Source organism: Pseudomonas sp. TCU-HL1 (genome assembly GCF_001708505.1).
In the GTDB taxonomy this organism is placed as follows: domain Bacteria; phylum Pseudomonadota; class Gammaproteobacteria; order Pseudomonadales; family Pseudomonadaceae; genus Metapseudomonas.
Genome location: NZ_CP015992.1, coordinates 4,896,047 through 4,916,605, shown reverse-complemented (window position 1 = coordinate 4,916,605; position 20,559 = coordinate 4,896,047). Strand labels below are relative to the sequence as shown.

Here is a 20,559-nt window from a genome sequence, read left to right as displayed (position 1 = left end):
CCCATGGCGCAGAAGACTGTCCGCGTCGGCAATATCGAGATCGCCAACGACAAGCCGTTCGTGCTGTTCGGTGGCATGAACGTGCTGGAGTCCCGCGACCTGGCCCTCAAGGTCTGCGAGGAATATGTGCGGGTGACCGAGAAGCTCGGCATCCCTTACGTGTTCAAGGCCAGCTTCGACAAGGCCAATCGCTCGTCGGTCAACTCGTACCGCGGGCCGGGCCTCGACGAGGGCATGAAGATCTTCGAGGAAGTGAAGAAGACCTTCGGCGTGCCGGTGATCACTGATGTCCACGAGCCCTACCAGGCCGCCCCGGTGGCCGAGGTCTGCGACATCATCCAGCTGCCGGCCTTCCTGTCCCGCCAGACCGATCTGGTGGTGGCCATGGCCAGGACCGGCGCGGTGATCAACATCAAGAAGGCCCAGTTCCTCGCACCGCAGGAAATGAAGCACATCCTCACCAAGTGCGAAGAAGCCGGGAATGATCGCCTGATCCTCTGCGAGCGTGGTTCCTCCTTCGGTTACAACAACCTGGTGGTGGACATGCTCGGCTTCGGCATCATGAAGCAGTTCGAGTACCCGGTGTTCTTCGACGTCACCCATGCCCTGCAGATGCCGGGCGGACGTGCGGACTCGGCTGGCGGCCGCCGTGCCCAGGTCAGCGACCTGGCCAAGGCCGGCATGAGCCAAGGCCTGGCGGGTCTCTTCCTCGAAGCCCATCCGGACCCCGACAACGCCAAATGTGACGGCCCCTGCGCCCTGCGCCTGGATAAGCTGGAACCCTTCCTCTCCCAGCTCAAGCAACTGGATGAGCTGATCAAGCGTTTTCCGCCAATCGAGACTGCCTGAACGGGCCGATCTCCGGTAAAGTGCCGCGTGGGCACAATCTGACCGAATGGTCAGGACATTCGCCGGGTCAGCCGACCCCGAGGCCCGGCGGATCGCCTCACTTTCTGCTGAGCGTTTTCGTCAACTTTTGGAGTGCTAACAACAATGGCAAAGATCGTCGACATCAAGGGCCGCGAGGTTCTGGACTCCCGTGGCAACCCCACCGTGGAAGCCGATGTGATCCTCGAGAACGGCATCATCGGCAGCGCTTGCGCGCCGTCCGGTGCTTCCACCGGTTCCCGCGAGGCACTGGAACTGCGTGATGGCGACAAGAGCCGTTACCTGGGCAAGGGCGTACTGAAGGCCGTGTCCAACATCAACGGCCCGATCCGCGACCTGCTGCTGGGCAAAGATGCTGCTGACCAGAAAGCCCTCGACCGCGCCATGATCGAACTGGACGGCACCGAGAACAAGGCCAAGCTGGGTGCCAACGCCATCCTCGCCGTGTCCCTGGCTGCCGCCAAGGCTGCTGCCCAGGCCAAGGGTGTACCGCTCTACGCCCACATCGCCGACCTGAACGGCACTCCGGGCCAGTACTCGATGCCGGTTCCGATGATGAACATCATCAACGGTGGCGAGCACGCCGATAACAACGTCGACATCCAGGAGTTCATGGTGCAGCCGGTTGGCGCCAAGAACTTCGCCGACGCCCTGCGCATGGGTGCCGAGATCTTCCACCACCTGAAAGCCGTGCTGAAGGCCCGTGGCCTGAACACCGCCGTGGGTGACGAAGGTGGCTTCGCCCCGAACCTGGCTTCCAACGAAGACGCCCTGGCCGCCATCGCCGAAGCCGTTGCCAACGCTGGCTACAAGCTGGGCACCGACGTGACCCTGGCCCTGGACTGCGCTTCCAGCGAGTTCTTCAAGGACGGCAAGTACGACCTGGCCGGTGAAGGCAAAGTGTTCGACGCCGCCGGTTTTGCCGACTACCTGGCTGGCCTGACCCAGCGCTACCCGATCATTTCCATCGAAGACGGTATGGATGAGTCCGACTGGGCCGGCTGGAAAGACCTGACCGATAAGATCGGCGCCAAAGTCCAGCTGGTCGGTGACGACCTGTTCGTGACCAACACCAAGATCCTCAAGGAAGGCATCGAGAAGCACATCGGCAACTCGATCCTGATCAAGTTCAACCAGATCGGCTCCCTGACCGAGACCCTGGAAGCCATCCAGATGGCCAAGGCTGCTGGCTACACCGCGGTGATCTCCCACCGTTCCGGCGAGACCGAGGACAGCACCATCGCCGACCTGGCCGTAGGCACTGCCGCTGGCCAGATCAAGACCGGTTCGCTGTGCCGTTCCGACCGCGTTTCCAAGTACAACCAGCTGCTGCGCATCGAAGAGCAACTGGGCGAGAAGGCCCCGTACCGTGGGCGTGCCGAGTTCCGCGGCTGAGACTGCGTCTGCAATCGGTCAGGCCAGGTTGAAAACTAGCGCTGAATGCCTCTTTACTTCATGTAAACTGCGCGTCATCTCCTGATTTCAACCTGCCTGGTCGGCAGGGAAGGGTAGAAGGGCAGCGCAGGCTGCCCTTTTCGCATGGATACTCCCTGGCAAAATGACTCGCCCTAACACTTACTGGTTGTTTGTTGTCCTCATCCTGATGCTGGCTGGCCTGCAGTATCGCCTCTGGGTGGGCGACGGCAGCCTGGCGCAGGTCCAGGATCTACAGCACCAGATCGCTGAGCAGAAAGGCGAGAACGAGCGCCTGCTGGAGCGCAATCGCATTCTCGAAGCGGAAGTGATGGAGCTGAAAAAGGGTATGGAAACCGTTGAAGAGCGTGCCCGTCATGAGCTGGGCATGGTCAAGGAAGGCGAAACCCTCTACCAGATTGCCGAATGAACCAGGTCGATACCCCCTTCTTCTGGGCGGTGATTCCCGCTGCAGGTGTCGGTGCCCGCATGCGCGCCGACCGTCCCAAGCAGTATCTCGAACTCGCTGGGCGAACCATTCTCGAGCACAGCCTCGATTGCTTCCTTGATCATCCGCAACTCAAGGGGCTGGTGATCAGTCTGTCCGTGGATGACCCCTACTGGCCGACGCTGCCTTGTGCCTCTGACGACCGCATCATCCGAGCAGACGGCGGCAAGGAACGCGCGGACTCGGTGCTCAGCTCCCTGTTGCGCCTCGCCGAGCACGGCGCTCGCGCCAACGACTGGGTTCTGGTGCATGATGCGGCGCGGCCGAACCTGTCGCGTTTCGACCTCGATCTGCTGCTGGCCGAACTGGCCGATGATCCGGTCGGTGGCCTCCTCGCCGTTCCAGCGCGGGATACCTTGAAACGCGTCGGCGCCGATGGCCGGGTGGCGGAAACCGTCGACCGCAGCCTGATCTGGCAGGCCTACACGCCGCAGATGTTCCGCTTTGGCGCCCTGCATCGGGCGCTGGCCGATGCCCTCGTAGCTGGCGTCGCCATCACTGACGAAGCCTCTGCCATGGAGTGGGCGGGCAATGCTCCCAAGCTGGTGGAAGGCCGGGCCGACAACCTCAAGATCACTCGCCCCGAAGACCTCGACTGGCTGCGTCAGCGCTGGTCCACGCGGGGCTGAGCCGCTGCGTACTCCGGCCGTTCGGCCAGTCCTACCTTCAGCAGATCCACCAGTTGCCGCACCTTGGGCGAGAGATGCCGTTGCTGTGGATAAAGTGCCCAGACTGCGGTGTTCGGCGGACGGTGCTGCTCCAGCAGCGACACCAGGGCGCCGCTGCGCAAGTGTTCCAGCACGTAGTAATCGGGTAACTGGCACAGACCGAACCCCCGCAGCGCTGCATCCAGCACGGCCTGTCCACTGTTGCAGCGCCAGTTGCCCTGGACCCGGATGGCGTGTTCGCGTCCTTGCTGGAGGAAGTCCCAATGGTCCGCGCTGCCAATCAGGCAGTTGTGCCGGGCCAGCTCCGAGAGGCTGTGGGGACGGCCGTAGCGCTCCAGGTAGGACGGCGCTGCGCACAGGTACATGACCCGTGGCGCGAGTCGGGTCGCGACCAGGCGCGAGTCCTGCAGGCGGCCCAGGCGAATCGCCACGTCGAGGCCATCATGCACCAGATCCAGGGTGCGGTTGCTCAACTCGATATCCACCCGCAATTGCGGATGCCGCGCCATGAACTCGTTGACCAGCGGGACGATGAAGCGCTCGCCATAGGCGACCGCACAGGTCATGCGCAGCAGTCCCTTGGGTTCGCTGTTCAGGTCGCTCACCGCACGCAGCGCCTCCTCTCGGGCATCCATCAGGCGTTGGCAATGCTGCAGGAAGGTCTGCCCGGCTTCGGTCAGCGCCACCTTGCGGGTGCTGCGATAGAACAGACGAACCTGCAGGCGTTCTTCCAGACGTGCGATCTGCCGGCTGACATGGGAGGACGAAATGCCCAGGCGATCGGCCGCCGCAGTGAACTGACCCGTTTCGGCCACGGCGACGAACTCGTCCAGACCTTCCCAGCGACTCATGGATTATCCCTCCACAGCAATAAAGTTTTGCCTTGTGGTGGATTATTTACTATCAGCGGCTCAACTACACTCCTTGGCCATTTCAATCAGATGGAGAGTCACCATGATCAAGTCCCGTGCCGCCGTGGCCTTCGCACCGAACCAGCCGCTGCAGATCGTCGAAGTGGACGTGGCCCCGCCCAAGGCTGGCGAAGTCCTGGTGCGGATTGTGGCCACCGGTGTCTGCCACACTGATGCCTACACGCTGTCCGGCGCCGACTCCGAAGGCGTTTTCCCCTGCATCCTTGGCCACGAGGGTGGCGGTATCGTCGAAGCGGTGGGTGAGGGCGTGACCTCGCTCGCCGTCGGCGACCACGTGATTCCGCTCTACACGGCCGAATGCGGCGAGTGCAAATTCTGCAAATCCGGCAAGACCAACCTCTGCCAGAAAGTCCGTGCCACCCAGGGCAAGGGCCTGATGCCGGACGGTACCTCCCGTTTCAGCTACAACGGCCAGCCGATCTATCACTACATGGGCTGCTCCACCTTCTCCGAGTACACCGTGCTGCCGGAAATCTCCCTGGCGAAGATTCCCAAGGAAGCGCCGCTGGAGAAGGTCTGCCTGCTGGGATGCGGTGTGACCACCGGTATCGGTGCCGTCCTCAATACCGCCAAGGTGGAAGAGGGCGCTACCGTGGCCATCTTCGGCCTGGGTGGCATCGGCCTGGCGGCGATCATCGGCGCCAAGATGGCCAAGGCTTCGCGCATCATTGCCATCGACATCAACCCGGAGAAGTTCGACGTCGCCCGTGAACTGGGTGCCACCGACTTCGTCAATCCGAAGGACCATGCCAAACCGATCCAGGACGTCATCGTCGAGATGACCGATGGCGGGGTGGACTACAGCTTCGAATGTGTCGGCAACGTCAACCTGATGCGCGCTGCCCTGGAGTGCTGCCACAAGGGGTGGGGCGAGTCGGTCATCATCGGCGTTGCGCCTGCGGGTGCCGAGATCAGCACCCGTCCGTTCCAGTTGGTTACCGGCCGCGTCTGGCGCGGTTCGGCGTTCGGCGGCGTAAAAGGCCGTACCGAACTGCCGAGCTACGTGGAGAAGGCGCAGAAAGGCGAGATCCCGCTGGACACCTTCATCACCCACACCATGGGGCTGGACGACATCAACGAGGCCTTCGACCTGATGCACGAAGGCAAGAGCATTCGCTCGGTCGTCCACTTCTAATCAAGCGGGTAGCCCAGGGCAGGCAGCGCGCTGTCAGCGGCGCTTTCTGTCCTGGGCTCGTGGCTTCGGCGGAGAACGCTTCATGACCCTCGAAATCGTTTCCAGCAACAAGAGCTTCGGCGGTTGGCACAAGCGCTACCGTCATCGCTCCACCAGCCTCAACTGCGACATGGTGTTCGCCGTCTACCTCCCGCCCCAGGCGGAGCAGGGCGCGAAACTTCCGGTGCTCTACTGGCTCTCGGGGCTGACCTGCACTGACGAGAACTTCATGCAGAAAGCCGGCGCGCAGGGTCTGGCGGCGGAACTGGGGCTGATCATCGTGGCCCCGGACACCAGCCCGCGTGGCGGGGATGTACCCAGTGACCCCGATGGCGCCTGGGACTTTGGCCTGGGTGCAGGCTTCTATGTCAACGCGACCCAGGAGCCCTATGCGCGGCATTACCGCATGCACGATTACGTGGTGCACGAACTGCCGGCGCTGATCGAGGCCAACTTCCCGGTTTCCGGGAAGCGCGGTATCAGCGGCCACTCCATGGGCGGCCACGGCGCTCTGGTTTGCGCGCTGCGTAACCCGGGTCGTTACCAGTCGCTGTCGGCCTTCGCGCCGATCAGTAATCCCATGGGCTGCCCCTGGGGCGAGAAAGCCCTCAGCCGCTATCTGGGTGAAGACCGTTCCCGTTGGCGCGAGTGGGACGCCAGCGCCTTGCTGGCCGAAGCCAGCGAGAAGCTGCCCATCCTGGTGGATCAGGGCGATCGCGACGACTTCCTCGCCAACCAGCTCAAGCCCGAGGTCCTGCAAGCGGCGGCCAAGGCCGCGGGCCATCCGCTGACCCTGCGTCTGCAGCCGGGGTACGACCACAGCTATTACTTCATCGCCAGCTTCATCGGCGATCACCTGCGGCACCACGCCGAGGCCCTGAAAGCCTAAGCACCCCCAAAGCAGGTAGAATCACGCCCTGACTTTTCAGGGCGTTTTTCTGACTATGCGAATTGGCCACGGTTACGACGTACACCGCTTCGGCGAGGGTGATTTCATCACCCTGGGCGGTGTGCGCATTTCCCACACGTTCGGGCTTATCGCCCATTCCGACGGTGACGTGTTGCTCCATGCGCTTTCCGATGCGCTGCTGGGCGCCGCCGCGCTGGGTGACATCGGCAAACACTTTCCGGACACCGATCCGCAGTTCAAGGGCGCCGATAGCCGCGCGCTGCTGCGTCACGTTCTGGCCCAGGTCAAAGCCAAGGGCTGGAAGGTCGGCAACGTCGACGGAACCATCGTGGCTCAGGCACCGAAGATGGCGCCGCATATCGAGGCCATGCGCGCCAACATCGCCGCGGATCTCGAGGTCGAACTGGATCAGGTCAACGTAAAGGCCACCACCACCGAGAAGCTCGGCTTCACCGGGCGTGAGGAGGGCATCGCCGTACATGCGGTCGCCCTGCTGATGCCAGCATGACCGAACTCGAACTGCTGGGCCCGCGTGCCCATGGCGAGGCGCTGGGGCAGGCCCAGTTGAAAGCAGTCGCCGAAGACTTCCAGGTCGACGAGGTGCTGGATATTCCCCTGGCGGGTGAGGGGGAGCATCTATGGCTCTGGGTGGAAAAGCGCGAACTGAACACCGAAGAGGCGGCGCGGCGTATTGCCCGCGCCGCCGGCGTACCACTGAAAGTGGTCAGCTACGCCGGGCTCAAGGATCGCCAGGCGCTGACCCGGCAATGGTTCAGCCTGCACCTGCCGGGCAAGTCCGATCCGGATCTGTCTGGTGCGGAGAACGCCAACCTGCGCATCCTCAAGAGCGCCCGGCACAAGCGCAAGCTTCAGCGCGGCGCCCATTCGGCCAACGGTTTCACCCTGCGTCTTGCCCGCCTGGCGGCTGATCGCGAGGCGCTGGAGCAGCGCCTGAAGCGCCTGGCGGAAGCTGGTGTCCCCAACTACTTCGGCCTGCAGCGTTTCGGTCATGGCGGCGGCAACGTCGTTGACGCCCGTGCCTTTGCCGAGCGCAAGGAGCTGCCGGTGCAGCGCAACGTGCGCTCTCGCCTGCTATCGGCGGGGCGCAGCTTCCTGTTCAACCGCGTATTGGCCGAGCGCGTTGCCGCTGGCACCTGGAATCAGGCGCAGGTCGGCGATCTGCTGGCCTTTACCGACAGCCGCAGCTTCTTTGCTGCCGGCGAGGCGGAGTGCGTCGATCCACGCCTGGCAGAACTTGACCTGCACCCGACCGGACCGCTCTGGGGCGCTGGCGCCTCGCCCGCAGGCGGGGCGAATCAATCCGTGGAGCAACGCGTGGCGGCCGCCGAGGAGGCATTGTGCCGGTGGCTTGCAGAAGCGGGACTGGAGCACGAACGGCGCATCCTCCGCCTCCCCATCGGCGGCTTGACGTGGCATTATCCCGAGCCTGACGTTCTGCAACTGGAATTCGTCCTGCCGGCTGGATGCTTCGCCACCGCAGTGGTGCGTGAGCTCGTCGATCTGCTGCCGGCGGGGCAGACGGAAAACCCATGCGCATTCTGATTTCCAACGATGACGGGGTGAATGCCCCCGGTCTCGCTGCCCTGCATGGTGCGCTCAAGGATTACGCTGATTGCGTGGTCATCGCACCCGAGCAGGACAAGAGCGGTGCCAGCAGTTCCCTGACGCTGGACCGCCCGCTGCACCCCAGCATGCTGGACAATGGCTTCATCAGCCTCAATGGCACGCCAACCGATTGCGTCCATCTGGGGCTCAATGGCTTGCTCGAACAACTGCCGGACATGGTGGTGTCGGGCATCAACCTCGGCGCTAACCTGGGGGATGACGTGCTTTATTCCGGCACGGTGGCGGCGGCGCTTGAAGGACGCTTCCTCGGCTTGCCGGCATTCGCCTTCTCGTTGCTGTCACGCCAGGTGGACAACCTGCCGGCCGCGGCCCATATCGCCCGTCGGCTGGTGGCCGCGCATGACCGTCTCGATCTGCCGCCGCGCACCGTCCTCAACGTGAACATTCCCAACCTGCCGCTGGAGCGTATCCGCGGTATCCAGCTGACCCGGCTGGGCCATCGCGCGCGCGCTGCTGCGCCGGTGAAAGTGGTCAATCCGAGGGGAAAGGAGGGATACTGGATTTCCGCGGCCGGCGACGCCGAAGACGGTGGGCCGGGCACGGATTTCCATGCGGTGATGCAGGGCTATGTTTCCATTACCCCCCTGCAGCTCGACCGGACTTTCAACGAGGCGTTCCAGAGCCTCGATAGCTGGGTGGAGGGGCTGCTCTGATGTCCCGGGAACAGGACGACCTGATGCGTCGGGGGATCGGCATGACCTCCCAGCGTACTCGCGAGCGCCTTATCCAGAGGTTGTACGAGGAGGGGCTGTCCAACGCCCGCGTGCTCGAATCCATTCGCCGCACTCCGCGTCACTTGTTCGTCGACGAAGCCCTGGCCCATCGCGCCTACGAAGATACGGCGCTGCCGATTGGTCATAACCAGACCATTTCCCAGCCCTACATGGTCGCGCGGATGACCGAGCTGCTGCTGGCCGCGGGCCCGCTGGACAAGGTGCTGGAAATTGGCACCGGCTCGGGCTACCAGACGGCGATTCTCGCGCAGCTGGTGGAACGAGTGTTTTCCGTGGAACGGATCCAGGTGCTGCAGGACAAGGCCAAGGAGCGCCTTGGCGTTCTCAATCTGCGCAACGTGGTGTTCCGTTGGGGCGATGGCTGGGAAGGGTGGCCGGCCCTGGCACCGTACAACGGCATCATCGTGACCGCGGCGGCTGCAGATGTGCCGCAGGCGTTGCTCGACCAACTGGCACCGGGTGGGCGCCTGGTGATTCCAGTTGGGGCTGGTGACGTCCAGCAGTTGATGCTCATCATCCGCGAAGAGCAGGGGTTCACCCGCCATGTGCTGGATGCGGTGCGCTTCGTACCGCTGCTGCACGGCCCGCTGGCCTGACCCGCACCGAAGGAACCCACGCTGCGGGCAACTATCTGATGCATCGCCACGTCGGTGTCTTGCTGCACTTTGTGCGGCTGGCGGCTGGCTCGACTGGATATTTCCGGCACAATAACTAACACCATGGAACGTTGGGAAAGGGGACAAGAGTGAGCCTGATGGCCATTCGGCAGAGGATCAGCATGGGGAATGGGCTCACCTGGTTGCCCGCTATTGCCGTTGGCATCTTGCTGGCCGGCTGCTCCAGCACTCAGAAGACCAGTGTTAGTGTGGTTGATCGCAATCATTCCGGCGCGGCCACGGCCTCACAGCGGCAGCCCGTCACCAGCGGCCAGTACCGCGTCCAGCGTGGTGACACGCTCTATTCCATCGCCTTTCGATTCGGCTGGGACTGGAAGGCCCTTGCCGCACGCAATGGCGTTCCCCCTCCCTACGTGATTCGCCCCGGTCAGATCATTCGGTTCGACGGTCAGCCCGGCCAGGCGCGTCCTGCCGCGGTCGTGACGGCGCCTGTGGTTGCCAATCCCAGGGCTGGCAGTAGTGCTTCCAGTCGCCCGCCGGTGCAGCCGCAGCAACCGGCTGTCCGCCCGCAACCCGCCACGCAGCAACCTGTAGCCGCAAAGCCTGTGGTTGCGCCGAACGCGTCTAGCACGCGCTCTGCGGCGGGTTGGGTATGGCCCGCGGGCGGCACTCTGATTGGTCGTTTTTCGTCAAACGGCAGTTTGAATAAAGGGATTGATATCGCTGGGGAATTAGGCCAGCCTGTCTTGGCTGCGTCAGATGGTTCAGTTGTTTACGCCGGAAGTGGATTACGGGGCTACGGTGAACTGGTCATAATCAAGCACAGCGATACCTACGTAAGCGCCTACGGTCATAACCGCAGGCTGCTGGTGCGGGAGGGACAGCAGGTCAAAGTCGGGCAGACAATTGCCGAGATGGGCTCAACGGGGACTGACCGGGTGAAGCTTCATTTTGAAATTCGCCGTCAAGGAAAACCTGTAGACCCGCTGCAATACCTGCCACGTCGTTGACCCGTTTTCAGCCCGTTCCACCACGTGGTAAGGACGGGCTCGGGCGGCGCCAGGGAACCAAGGCTTCGCCAGGGCTTGTTGTCGAACTCAGCAAGGGACAACAACAATGGCACTCAATAAAGAAGCGCCGGAGTTTGACGTCGATGACGAACTGCTCCTCCTGGAGCCGGGGGTCATTTTGGATGAAGCGTTGAGCGAGGAGAGTGACGCGCCTCTGCCCACCGCAAAATCCCGACATTCAACCTCACCCAAGCAACACAAGTACATCGACTACACCCGCGCGCTCGACGCAACTCAGCTGTACCTCAACGAAATCGGTTTCTCCCCCCTGCTCACCCCGGAAGAAGAAGTGCACTTCGCGCGCCTTGCGCAGCGCGGAGATCCTGCCGGGCGTAAGCGCATGATCGAAAGCAACCTCCGTCTCGTGGTGAAAATCGCGCGGCGTTACGTCAATCGTGGTCTCTCGCTGCTCGACCTGATCGAAGAGGGCAACCTCGGCCTGATCCGGGCGGTGGAGAAGTTCGACCCCGAACGGGGCTTCCGCTTCTCGACCTATGCGACCTGGTGGATCCGCCAAACCATTGAGCGGGCCATCATGAACCAGACCCGTACCATTCGTTTGCCGATTCACGTGGTCAAGGAACTCAACGTTTACTTGCGTGCTGCACGCGAGTTGACCCACAAGCTCGACCACGAGCCATCGCCGGAAGAGATTGCCAATCTGCTGGAGAAACCGGTCGATGAGGTCAAGCGCATGCTCGGCCTCAATGAGCGGGTAACCTCGGTGGACGTTTCACTTGGGCCGGACTCCGACAAGACCTTGTTGGATACGCTGACGGACGATCGTCCAACCGATCCCTGTGAACTCCTGCAGGATGATGACCTTTCGCAGAGCATCGATCAGTGGCTTTCCGAGCTGACTGATAAGCAACGCGAAGTCGTGGTGCGGCGCTTCGGGCTGCGTGGCCATGAAAGCTGCACGCTTGAGGAAGTAGGCCAGGAAATTGGCCTGACTCGCGAGCGAGTGCGGCAGATCCAGGTCGAGGCGCTGAAGCGTCTGCGTGAGATTCTGGAGAAGAATGGCCTGTCCAGCGATGCGCTGTTCCAGTAGAGCGTTGATGATCTGAAGGAGCCCGGCTTTGGCCGGGCTTTTTTAGGTTCTTCGCGGAGTCTGGGGGAAGAGCGAGTTGACAGTCAGGGAAGCGGGTAAATTGGCAGTCGCCAAACACACCAACCCCCACGCCCTGCTGTCGCCATGCATCCTATTGATCTTGCCGCTTTCTGGCCAGGCTACGAGGTCGTCGCCTGTCGTCCCGCTGCTGAACACACCCTGCTGATTGAACTGGAGCCCCAGGTCGACCGAGTGCCCCGATGTGGGCGCTGCCTGCAGCCCAGCCCGTTGATCCACGAGCGGCGTATCCGCCAGGTGCGCGACCGTGACCTGCTGGATCAGCGCGTCCTGCTCCAACTGCCCGTGCGCCGCGTCGACTGCCTGGGTTGTGGGCGGGTGACCGAGCGGATCGACTGGCTGGAGCCGGCCTCACGGCTGACTCGACGCTTGCAGGTCTGGCTCGAAAGCCTCTTGCAGCTCTTGCCGATCAGCCACGTCAGCCGCCTCACCGGCCTGCACTGGCACACCCTCAAGACGCTGGACAAACGCCGCCTGGAAGCCGAAGTCGGGACCTTCGAGCCGGGCGACGTCCGCCGCCTGGTGATGGACGAGTTTGCCCTGCACAAGGGCCATCGCTACGCCACGGTGATCATGGATGCCGAGCGCACGCGCGTGTTGTGGGTCGGCCACGGCAATAGCCGCGAGGCCATTCGCCCGTTCTTCGAGTTGCTCGGCGCGCGCTGCCAGCAGATCGAGGCGGTGGCGATGGACATGAACACCGCTTTCGACCTGGAAGTGCAGCAGCACTGCCCGCAGGCCGAAGTGGTGTACGACCTGTTCCATGTGGTGGCGCGCTACGGCCGTGAGGTGATCGACCGCATCCGGGTCGACCAGGCCAACCTCCTGCGCGAAGACAAACCGGCGCGCAAGGTGGTCAAGCAAAGCCGCTGGCTGTTGCTGCGCAATCGCGAGAACCTCAAGGACGGGCAGGCCGTGCAGTTGCAGGAATTGCTCGCGGCCAACCAGCCACTGGCCACGGTCTATGTGCTCAAGGATGCGCTGAAGGAAGTCTGGTACGCCCCCAGCGTGCGGGAAGGCTGGCGGCGCTGGCGAACCTGGCTGCGGCACGCCCGGGACAGCGGCCTCGCGCCGCTCCAACGCTTCGCCCGCAACCTGCGCAAATACGCTCCGGGGCATCCTCGCCAGTGCTCGCTTCCCCATGCACACCAGCGTCCTGGAGGGCGTGAACAACCGCATCAAGGCGATCAAGCGCATGGCCTATGGTTTCCGGGACTCGGCGTACTTCTTCCTGAAAATCAAGGACGCCTTCCCCGGGAAAGCGCGATGAACCCTTTTTTATAGCGATGTGATCTTCGATAGGTCGCTCCGGTGCTTTTCCGATCGATAGAGGAAGCATTGGTGCAAGGGTTTGCTCCCGTTTCCGAGCGCGGCTACCTGCTGCTTGATCGCGTTCGCAGTGATGCAACTTGGTGACATGGAAAGGCAAGGAGATCCTCTTTTATACATTGCAATGTAAGCCATCGCTTACATGCTATGTACGTGATTGGAGGAAATTGCTGCTCGAGAATGGTGAGGATAGGAAGTGGATAATTAGTAAGCTGTTGAAATATATGATCTTTAATTTTATGTGTGCGAGCTTTTTCGCTCTTTTCGGGCACTTCCACGCGCTTGCTCGTTCCTCCCGGATCGCTAATATCACTCTTGCGTACAGGATGTATGCAGGTTGATAAGGACATCGACCAAGGACATCGCCGGATGCGATTCATCAGGATGATGAGCAAGGACTACAGGGAATAGGGACAAAAGAGTGGGCGGGTAATCCCCGCCCCTTTTTTCGTCCGCAGAAAAGCAAAAGGCCCGCAGATGCGGGCCTTTTTGCGTTGGGGCTGCGGAAGTGGATCAGCGCTCCAGGTGCTCCAGCTTGCCTTTGACGCCATCCCACTCTTCGGCGTCGGGCAGGGAGTCTTTCTTCTCGGTGATGTTTGGCCAGACTTCAGCCAGATCACGGTTCAGTTCGGTGAACTCCTGCATGTCCTCAGGCACTTCATCCTCGGAGAAGATGGCTTGCGCGGGGCATTCAGGCTCGCAAAGCGCGCAGTCGATGCACTCGTCCGGGTGAATGACCAGGAAGTTCGGGCCTTCGTAGAAGCAGTCCACCGGACAGACTTCCACACAGTCGGTGTATTTGCATTTGATGCAGTTGTCGGTGACGACGAAGGTCATTTCTATTCTTCTCCTCAAGCGGCGGCTCGGAAGCCTTCTATATCCGGCTTCTCGGCTCGGGAACTCGCGGCGCCGGGCAGGCTGATTCCCGGGTGTATTCCAGAGCGCGCGGGATTCTATCAGCTTGTGCGGTTTAGGGGTTAGATGCGTGACTTCAGTGTATATAACAGCTCGAGCGCCTGCCGGGGCGTCAGATCATCCGGCTTGATCTTCGCCAATTCGTCCAGCACCGGGTGCGGCAGGCTGGCGAAGAGGTCGCTTTGCATGGGCGCGTTGGGCAGGCCGGGGATCTGACGCGGAGTCTCGTGGGGCAGGCTGGTGGTTTCCAGGCGTGCCAGATGCTCGCGGGCACGCTGGATCACATCACCCGGCACCCCCGCCAACTGCGCCACCGCCAGACCATAGCTCTGGCTGGCCGGGCCGGGCAGCACATGGTGCAGGAACACGATCCGCTCGTTGTGCTCAGTCGCGTTGAGGTGAACGTTGGCCACGACGGGTTCGCTCTCCGGCAGCACGGTCAGCTCGAAATAATGAGTCGCGAAGAGGGTGAACGCGCGCAGGCGGGCGAGGTGCTCGGCCGCTGCCCAGGCCAGCGACAAGCCGTCGAAGGTACTGGTGCCGCGGCCCACCTCGTCCATCAGCACCAGGCTGCTGGCAGAGGCATTGTGCAGGATGTTGGCCGTCTCGCTCATTTCCACCATGAAGGTAGAGCGACCACCGGCCAGGTCGTCGCTGGAGCCGATACGGGTGAAGATGCGGTCGACCAGCGACAGTTCGCAGCTGGCCGCCGGCACGAAGCAGCCGATATGGGCGAGCAGTACGATCAGCGCAGTCTGGCGCATGTAGGTCGATTTACCGCCCATGTTCGGGCCGGTGATGATCAGCATGCGAGTGGCATCGTCCAGCGCCAGGTCGTTGGCTACGAACGGCGTATCCAGCACCTGTTCCACTACCGGGTGACGGCCTTGGTTGATGCGCATGCAGGGCTCATCGACGAAGCGTGGGCGATTCAGGTCAAGGTTCAGCGCGCGCTCGGCGAAGTTGCTCAAAACGTCCAGTTCAGCTAGTGCCGCGGCAGTATCCTGTAATGGCCCGAGTTGCACGATCAGCAGCTCCAGCAATTCGTCGTAGAGCAGCTTTTCCCGCGCCAGGGCACGGCTCTTGGCGGATAGCGCCTTGTCTTCGAAGGCCTTCAGTTCCGGCGTGATGAAGCGCTCGGCACCTTTCAGCGTCTGGCGACGAATGTAGTCAGCCGGTGCCTGTTCGGCTTGCACGCGCGGCAGCTCGATGTAATAGCCGTGGATGCGGTTGTAGCCGACCTTCAGGTTAGGCAGGCCGGTGCGGGCCTTCTCACGGGTTTCCAGGTCCATGAGGTACTGGCCGGCGTTTTCGCTGAGCGCCTGCAGTTCATCCAGCTCGGTGTCGTAGCCGGTCTTGATCACGCCGCCGTCGCGAATGACGGCTGGCGGGTTGTCGATGACTGCTCGGGCCAGCAGGTCGGCCAGTTCCGGATAGGTGCAAATGCCGCCGGCCAGTGTCTGCAGGTGTGGTGCTTCCAGTTCGGTCATGGCCCCCTGCAGTTGCGGCAGGGCGGCCAGTGCGTCGCGGAGTCGGGCAAGGTCGCGCGGGCGCGCATTGCGCAGGCCGATACGGGCGAGGATGCGCTCGACGTCGCCGATCTCCTTCAATTGCGGTTGCAGGCCTTCGAAACGGTAACGATCCAGCAGACAGTCGATAGCGTCCTGACGGGCAACCAGCACGGCGCGGTCGCGCAGCGGGCGATTCAGCCAGCGGCTCAGCAGGCGGCTGCCCATGGCGGTCTGGCAGCGGTCGATGACCGATTGCAGGGTATTGTCGCGGCCGCCGGAGAGGTTCACATCCAGCTCCAGGTTGCGGCGGCTGGCGGCGTCGAGGATGACGGTGTCGTTGATGCGCTCATGGCGCAGGCTGCGCAGGTGGGGCAGGGCGGTGCGCTGGGTTTCCTTGGCATACGCCAGCAGGCAGCCGGCGGAGCCGATGGCCAGGGTCAGGGTTTCGCAGCCGAAACCCTTGAGGTCCTGAACGCCGAACTGCTGGCACAGGCTCTTCTTCGCGGAGTCGCGGTCGAAGTCCCAGGGGGCGCGGCGCCGCACGCCGCGACGTTTCTCGGCCGGAAGTCCCTGGGGCCAGTCATCGGGAATCAGCAGTTCCGCGGGGTTTAGGCGCTCCAGCTCGGCCAGCAGGTTTTCCCAGCCTTTGATTTCCTGAACACTGAAGCGACCGCTAGTGATATCCAGCGCCGCCAGACCAAACAGGCGCTCATCGCCCAGTACGGCAGCCAGCAGGTTGTCGCGGCGTTCGTCGAGCAGCGCCTCGTCGCTGACCGTGCCTGGAGTAATGATGCGGACGACCTGCCGCTCGACGGGCCCTTTGCTGGTCGCCGGGTCACCGATCTGCTCGCAGATCACCACGGACTCGCCGAGTTTGACCAGCTTGGCCAGGTAGCCTTCGACCGCATGGAAGGGAATACCGGCCATGGGGATCGACTTGCCTGCCGATTGCCCGCGGGCGGTCAGGGTAATGTCGAGGAGCTTGGCGGCTTTCTTGGCATCCTCGTAGAAGATCTCGTAGAAGTCGCCCATGCGGTAGAACATCAGTTGGTCCGGATGCTGGTTCTTCAGCTTCCAGTACTGTTGCATCATGGGGGTGTGGTCGCTGAGATCGCTCTGACTCATTGCCTGGCCTTGCGTGCAAAAGGCGCTAGTGTACGGTATCCCGCTGGCCCGCTTTAACCCCGGAGTGCACATGTCCGTTACCGAAGATGAGCTGACTTTGCTGGCTGCCCGCCTGGGCGAAGAATTGAAGGCTCGCGGTGAGTTGGTCAGCACCGCCGAGTCCTGCACGGGAGGTGGCATCGCCGAGGCCATCACCCGTATTCCAGGCAGTTCGGCCTGGTTCGAGACGGGCTACGTCACCTATTCCAATCAGCAGAAGACCTCACAGCTGGCGGTGCCGGCCGAGCTTTTCCCCAAGGTTGGGGCGGTCAGCCGCGAGGTGGTCGAGGCTATGGTGCGAGGTGCCCAGGAGCGCAGCGGTGCGCGTTTTGCGGTGGCCGTCAGTGGTATCGCCGGACCCGATGGCGGCTCGCCGGAGAAGCCGGTGGGTACTGTCTGGCTCGCCTGGGGAAATGGACGTGCTGTGGAGGCCGTGCGCCGCCATTTTCCGGGGGATCGATTGGCCGTGCGCCGGCAGACCGTCGCCGAGGCGCTTCAGGGATTGATCCGACTAGCTGCAGGAGAAAAAGCCACCCAGGGGTAGGCGAGCGACTTGCCCTATGGAATAATACTGTCTACTTATACAGTTGTTGGTGGCCGCCAGGCCCTCTTGATTTTAGTGAGGACTTCAATGGACGAGAACAAGAAGCGCGCCTTGGCTGCTGCCCTGGGCCAGATCGAGAAGCAGTTCGGCAAAGGCGCGGTCATGCGCATGGGCGACCACGACCGCCAGGCCATTCCGGCTATTTCCACCGGCTCCCTGGGCCTGGACATCGCCCTCGGCATCGGCGGCCTGCCGAAAGGCCGTATCGTCGAGATCTACGGTCCGGAATCCTCCGGTAAGACCACCCTGACCCTCTCTGTCATCGCCGAAGCCCAGAAGATGGGGGCCACTTGCGCCTTCGTCGACGCCGAACACGCACTGGACCCGGACTACGCCGGTAAACTCGGGGTGAATGTCGACGACCTGCTGGTATCCCAGCCGGACACCGGCGAGCAGGCACTGGAAATCACCGACATGCTGGTGCGCTCCAATGCTGTTGACGTGATCATCGTTGACTCCGTGGCGGCTCTGGTGCCCAAGGCCGAAATCGAAGGCGAGATGGGCGATGCCCACGTTGGCCTGCAAGCGCGCCTGATGTCCCAGGCGCTGCGCAAGATCACCGGTAACATCAAGAACGCCAACTGCCTGGTTATCTTCATCAACCAGATTCGTATGAAGATCGGTGTGATGTTCGGCAACCCGGAAACCACCACTGGTGGTAACGCCCTGAAGTTCTACGCTTCCGTGCGCCTCGACATCCGTCGTACCGGCGCGGTCAAAGAAGGCGAGGAAGTGGTAGGCAGCGAAACCCGCGTCAAGGTCGTGAAGAACAAGGTGGCACCGCCCTTCCGTCAAGCCGAGTTCCAGATCATGTACGGCAAGGGTATCTATCGCACCGGCGAAATCATCGACCTGGGCGTGCAGCTGGGCCTGGTCGAGAAGTCCGGCGCCTGGTACAGCTACCAGGGCAACAAGATCGGCCAGGGCAAGGCCAACGCCGCCAAGTACCTGGAAGACAATCTGGAAGTCGGCAGCGCCATCGAGAAGATCATTCGCGAGAAGCTGCTGGTCAACTCCACGGCCAGCAACAAAGCGAACGCTTCGGTCGATGACCTGGCCGACGTAGACCTCTGATCCCACCATGCCCGTTGTGCTCGACAGCCCAGCCGCCGTGCGGCGGGCCGCCATGGATCTGCTGGCGCAGCGCGAACACGGGCGAGTCGAGCTGACGCGCAAGCTGCGTCAGCGCGGCGCCCCCCCCGAGTTGATCGACAGTGCTCTCGACCGTTTGATGGAAGAGGGCCTGCTCTCCGAATCCCGTTATCTCGAAAGCTTCATTGCCAGCCGCGCTCGCGGTGGCTACGGACCACAGCGCATCCGTGAGGAATTGGCACAACGCGGCTTGCCTCGTAGCGATATCGACCGAGCCCTGCGCGAGGCCGATGTCGACTGGAGCGAACAGCTGCGTGACGTCTGGCGCCGCAAGTTCAGTAGCCGACTGCCCCAGGATGCCCGTGAGCGTGCCCAGCAGGGCCGATTCCTTGCCTACCGTGGTTATTCCATGGAGATGATCAGCCGCCTCCTGCGGGGTAATCCCGACGACTGATTGTGCGGGCAGCCTTAAGCCATGCGCGTATGCGCATGGCTGGTTGCTGGAGGGGTGTCTGAAAATTCGGATCAGGCCTTGCCGGCCCAATGCTGCGGCAGGTTGATGAAGTCGATCAGTTCCCGCAGGCGGCCGTGGTCACGGCCATTGAAGCGGAAAGCCAGACGAATCAGCTCGCTGAACTCCGGCTCATCCTTCTCGGATTCCAAGTACATCTGCTGGCTGAAATCACCCTCCAGGCAGAGGTCGGCGAACTGCTCTTGAATCTGGCCGAGTGCCCGCTCGTTGAGGGCGTGATTCATGCGAACCACGAAGTTGTTCTTCAGCCAGCGGCTGGAGTGGTAGTTGCGATAGAACTGGGCGATTTCCGCAGCAGCCTCGTCAGCGTTACGCACCAGGCGCATCAGGTTCATGTCGCTGGGGAGGATGTAGCGGTTGCGCTCCAGTTGCTCGTGCAGGAAACCGATGGCGTCCTCCCAGTAGCTCCCATCCGGTTCATCCAGCAATACCACCGGCACTAACGGGCTTTTGCCGGTCTGGATCAGCGTCAGCACTTCCAGTGCCTCGTCCAGGGTGCCGAAGCCTCCCGGGCAGAGCACCAGCGCGTCGGCTTCCTTGACGAAGAATAGCTTGCGCACGAAGAAGAAGTGGAACGACAGCAGATGTTCGGTACCGTCCACCGTGGTGTTGGCATGCTGCTCGAAGGGCAGGGTGATGTTCAGCCCCAGGCTGTTTTCCAGCCCCGCGCCTTCATGGGCTGCGGCCATGATGCCGCCGCCCGCGCCGGTGATGACCATCAGGTCGCGCTTGGCGAGTTCGGCGCCCAGTTGGCGGGCGAGTGTATAGATCGGGTGGCCTTCCGGCGTTCGGGCCGAGCCGAAGACTGTCACTTTGCGTCGCCGTTTGAACTGTTCCAGCACGCTGAACGCGTGCTCCATTTCGCGCAGTGTCTGCAGCATGATCTTGGCGTCCCAGCGATTGCGGTCGGCCTGGGCCATGCGCACCACGGTAATCAGCATTTCGCGGTAGAGGGCGAGGTTCGGGCTGCCGCTTGGGACGGTCAGGTTGATCAGTTCATCGACTTTCTGGGTCAGGTCGATGCCGCTGGTTTGGAAATGCCGGGAGAGATAGTCGTCCGGATCATAGGGCATAGCGTTCTCCTTGCTCATTATCTCAGAGCAGCTCCGCTGGCCATGTCCGGAATCCGGGCGACCCAGTCGAGCCGCTCAACTACAGCTTGCGGCAGGGGCCGGATCTTTTCCAGTTCGCCGCACTTCGAATGAAACGAATCGACGTGTCCGGATCAGTACATGGCGGGATACGGACGGGGAGAAAGCTGTCGCAGTGCGGTGCTCCCCGGGCAGGAGCGCCGTCCGCCCGATCAGTTGGACTTGGCCTTCAGGCCGCAGTCCTGAGCAATGAAACGCTCGGAACTTACCGGGCGATTGGTCTTGTACTCGCCGAACTCGTAACGCAGGCCGGCGCCTCGGGCCAGCAGCTGGCGGTAGCCGGTATTGCGGCAAACGCTGGCGCCCAGTTGAGCGCGCACGGCGTCCGGGTTCGCTCGCATCTGTGCGGCGTGTGTCTCGCGAACGCTGAGGTGGTTCACCAGCTCGTTGCCTTCTACCGTGTAGCCCTGGTCGAGGATGTCCTCATTGATTGCCCGGGGCGTGCCAGCGCTGCTCTCCTTGGCAACTTGCTCGAGCATCTTGGTCAGCTCGTAGTCCTTGAGCGAGGCGGCCTGGGCGCAGAACGGCAGGGTCGCACAGAGGGCGAGGGCGGTGAGGCGCAGCATGGGTA

Annotated in this window: 20 protein-coding genes and 1 pseudogene; 16 read left to right on the top strand and 5 right to left on the bottom strand. The window is 62.5% G+C overall.

The features are described from left to right. Positions 1-3 precede the first annotated feature (3 nt). From kdsA to ispD, 4 genes are all read left to right on the top strand, one after another. A complete protein-coding gene (gene kdsA, locus THL1_RS22545; protein ID WP_069085309.1) occupies positions 4-849 on the top strand; it encodes a 3-deoxy-8-phosphooctulonate synthase in 846 nt (281 codons plus the stop codon). Positions 850-993: 144 nt separating this feature from the next. Then, positions 994-2,283, top strand: coding sequence for a phosphopyruvate hydratase (gene eno, locus THL1_RS22540; protein WP_069085308.1), 1,290 nt, complete (start codon positions 994-996; stop codon positions 2,281-2,283). Positions 2,284-2,446: 163 nt separating this feature from the next. Next, positions 2,447-2,731, top strand: a complete 285-nt coding sequence (gene ftsB / locus THL1_RS22535) for a cell division protein FtsB (protein ID WP_069085307.1) — start codon at positions 2,447-2,449, stop codon at positions 2,729-2,731. Continuing rightward, positions 2,728-3,438 (top strand): 2-C-methyl-D-erythritol 4-phosphate cytidylyltransferase, encoded by a 711-nt coding sequence (gene ispD / locus THL1_RS22530; protein ID WP_069085306.1) that lies wholly within the window; start codon positions 2,728-2,730, stop codon positions 3,436-3,438. The genes ftsB and ispD overlap by 4 nt, the downstream gene beginning before the upstream one ends. Here ispD and THL1_RS22525 read toward each other — a convergent pair. Beyond that, positions 3,414-4,328 (bottom strand): LysR substrate-binding domain-containing protein, encoded by a 915-nt coding sequence (locus THL1_RS22525; protein ID WP_069085305.1) that lies wholly within the window; start codon positions 4,326-4,328, stop codon positions 3,414-3,416. The two genes, ispD and THL1_RS22525, sit on opposite strands and share 25 nt — an antisense overlap. Before the next feature lie 103 nt (positions 4,329-4,431). Between THL1_RS22525 and THL1_RS22520 the strand changes: the two genes are divergently transcribed. From THL1_RS22520 to THL1_RS22480, 9 genes and pseudogenes are all read left to right on the top strand, one after another. Next, positions 4,432-5,544: an S-(hydroxymethyl)glutathione dehydrogenase/class III alcohol dehydrogenase gene (locus THL1_RS22520; RefSeq protein ID WP_069085304.1), complete on the top strand. Its 1,113-nt coding sequence runs from the start codon at positions 4,432-4,434 to the stop codon at positions 5,542-5,544. A gap of 82 nt (positions 5,545-5,626) precedes the next feature. Continuing rightward, entirely contained in the window at positions 5,627-6,472 is an 846-nt protein-coding gene (gene fghA / locus THL1_RS22515; RefSeq protein ID WP_069085303.1) for an S-formylglutathione hydrolase, read from the top strand. 55 nt (positions 6,473-6,527) lie between these two features. Next, positions 6,528-7,001, top strand: a complete 474-nt coding sequence (ispF, locus tag THL1_RS22510; protein ID WP_069085302.1) for a 2-C-methyl-D-erythritol 2,4-cyclodiphosphate synthase — start codon at positions 6,528-6,530, stop codon at positions 6,999-7,001. Continuing rightward, entirely contained in the window at positions 6,998-8,056 is a 1,059-nt protein-coding gene (gene truD, locus THL1_RS22505) for a tRNA pseudouridine(13) synthase TruD (protein WP_069085301.1), read from the top strand. Before ispF ends, truD begins: the two co-directional genes overlap by 4 nt. Further along, entirely contained in the window at positions 8,044-8,793 is a 750-nt protein-coding gene (gene surE / locus THL1_RS22500; RefSeq protein WP_069085300.1) for a 5'/3'-nucleotidase SurE, read from the top strand. The genes truD and surE overlap by 13 nt, the downstream gene beginning before the upstream one ends. A gap of 41 nt (positions 8,794-8,834) precedes the next feature. Continuing rightward, positions 8,835-9,470, top strand: coding sequence for a protein-L-isoaspartate(D-aspartate) O-methyltransferase (locus THL1_RS22495; protein WP_177343863.1), 636 nt, complete (start codon positions 8,835-8,837; stop codon positions 9,468-9,470). Positions 9,471-9,628: 158 nt separating this feature from the next. Next, positions 9,629-10,501 (top strand): peptidoglycan DD-metalloendopeptidase family protein, encoded by an 873-nt coding sequence (locus tag THL1_RS22490; RefSeq protein ID WP_083245993.1) that lies wholly within the window; start codon positions 9,629-9,631, stop codon positions 10,499-10,501. A 106-nt stretch (positions 10,502-10,607) separates the two neighbouring features. Next, positions 10,608-11,612, top strand: a complete 1,005-nt coding sequence (rpoS, locus tag THL1_RS22485; protein WP_069085298.1) for an RNA polymerase sigma factor RpoS — start codon at positions 10,608-10,610, stop codon at positions 11,610-11,612. 144 nt (positions 11,613-11,756) lie between these two features. Then, a pseudogene (locus THL1_RS22480) lies at positions 11,757-12,960 on the top strand (ISL3 family transposase). Positions 12,961-13,532: 572 nt separating this feature from the next. On the opposite strand, the gene fdxA reads toward THL1_RS22480, so the two are convergent. After that, positions 13,533-13,856 carry a ferredoxin FdxA gene (fdxA, locus tag THL1_RS22475; protein WP_069085297.1) on the bottom strand — a complete coding sequence of 108 codons (324 nt, stop codon included), beginning with the start codon at positions 13,854-13,856 and terminating at the stop codon, positions 13,533-13,535. 140 nt (positions 13,857-13,996) lie between these two features. Continuing rightward, complete coding sequence (mutS, locus tag THL1_RS22470; protein WP_145928370.1) at positions 13,997-16,570, bottom strand: DNA mismatch repair protein MutS; 2,574 nt, start codon at positions 16,568-16,570, stop codon at positions 13,997-13,999. Between the two features lie 70 nt (positions 16,571-16,640). On the opposite strand from mutS, the gene THL1_RS22465 reads away from it, so the two are divergent. The 3 genes from THL1_RS22465 (at position 16,641) to recX (ending at position 18,759) form a co-directional block, all read left to right on the top strand. Then, the gene (locus THL1_RS22465) at positions 16,641-17,153 is read left to right on the top strand and encodes a CinA family protein (RefSeq protein ID WP_069085295.1); all 513 of its coding nucleotides are present in this window, start codon (positions 16,641-16,643) and stop codon (positions 17,151-17,153) included. 87 nt (positions 17,154-17,240) lie between these two features. Next, positions 17,241-18,287 (top strand): recombinase RecA, encoded by a 1,047-nt coding sequence (recA, locus tag THL1_RS22460; protein WP_069085294.1) that lies wholly within the window; start codon positions 17,241-17,243, stop codon positions 18,285-18,287. Between the two features lie 7 nt (positions 18,288-18,294). Next, positions 18,295-18,759, top strand: a complete 465-nt coding sequence (recX, locus tag THL1_RS22455) for a recombination regulator RecX (protein WP_069085293.1) — start codon at positions 18,295-18,297, stop codon at positions 18,757-18,759. A gap of 71 nt (positions 18,760-18,830) precedes the next feature. On the opposite strand, the gene THL1_RS22450 is transcribed toward recX, so the two are convergent. Together THL1_RS22450 and THL1_RS22445 are read right to left on the bottom strand one after the other, a co-directional pair. Next, positions 18,831-19,910 (bottom strand): LOG family protein, encoded by a 1,080-nt coding sequence (locus THL1_RS22450; protein WP_069085292.1) that lies wholly within the window; start codon positions 19,908-19,910, stop codon positions 18,831-18,833. Between the two features lie 230 nt (positions 19,911-20,140). Then, on the bottom strand, positions 20,141-20,554 hold the full coding sequence (locus tag THL1_RS22445; RefSeq protein WP_069085291.1) for a quorum-sensing-regulated virulence factor family protein: 414 nt from the start codon (positions 20,552-20,554) through the stop codon (positions 20,141-20,143). Positions 20,555-20,559: the final 5 nt, after the last annotated feature.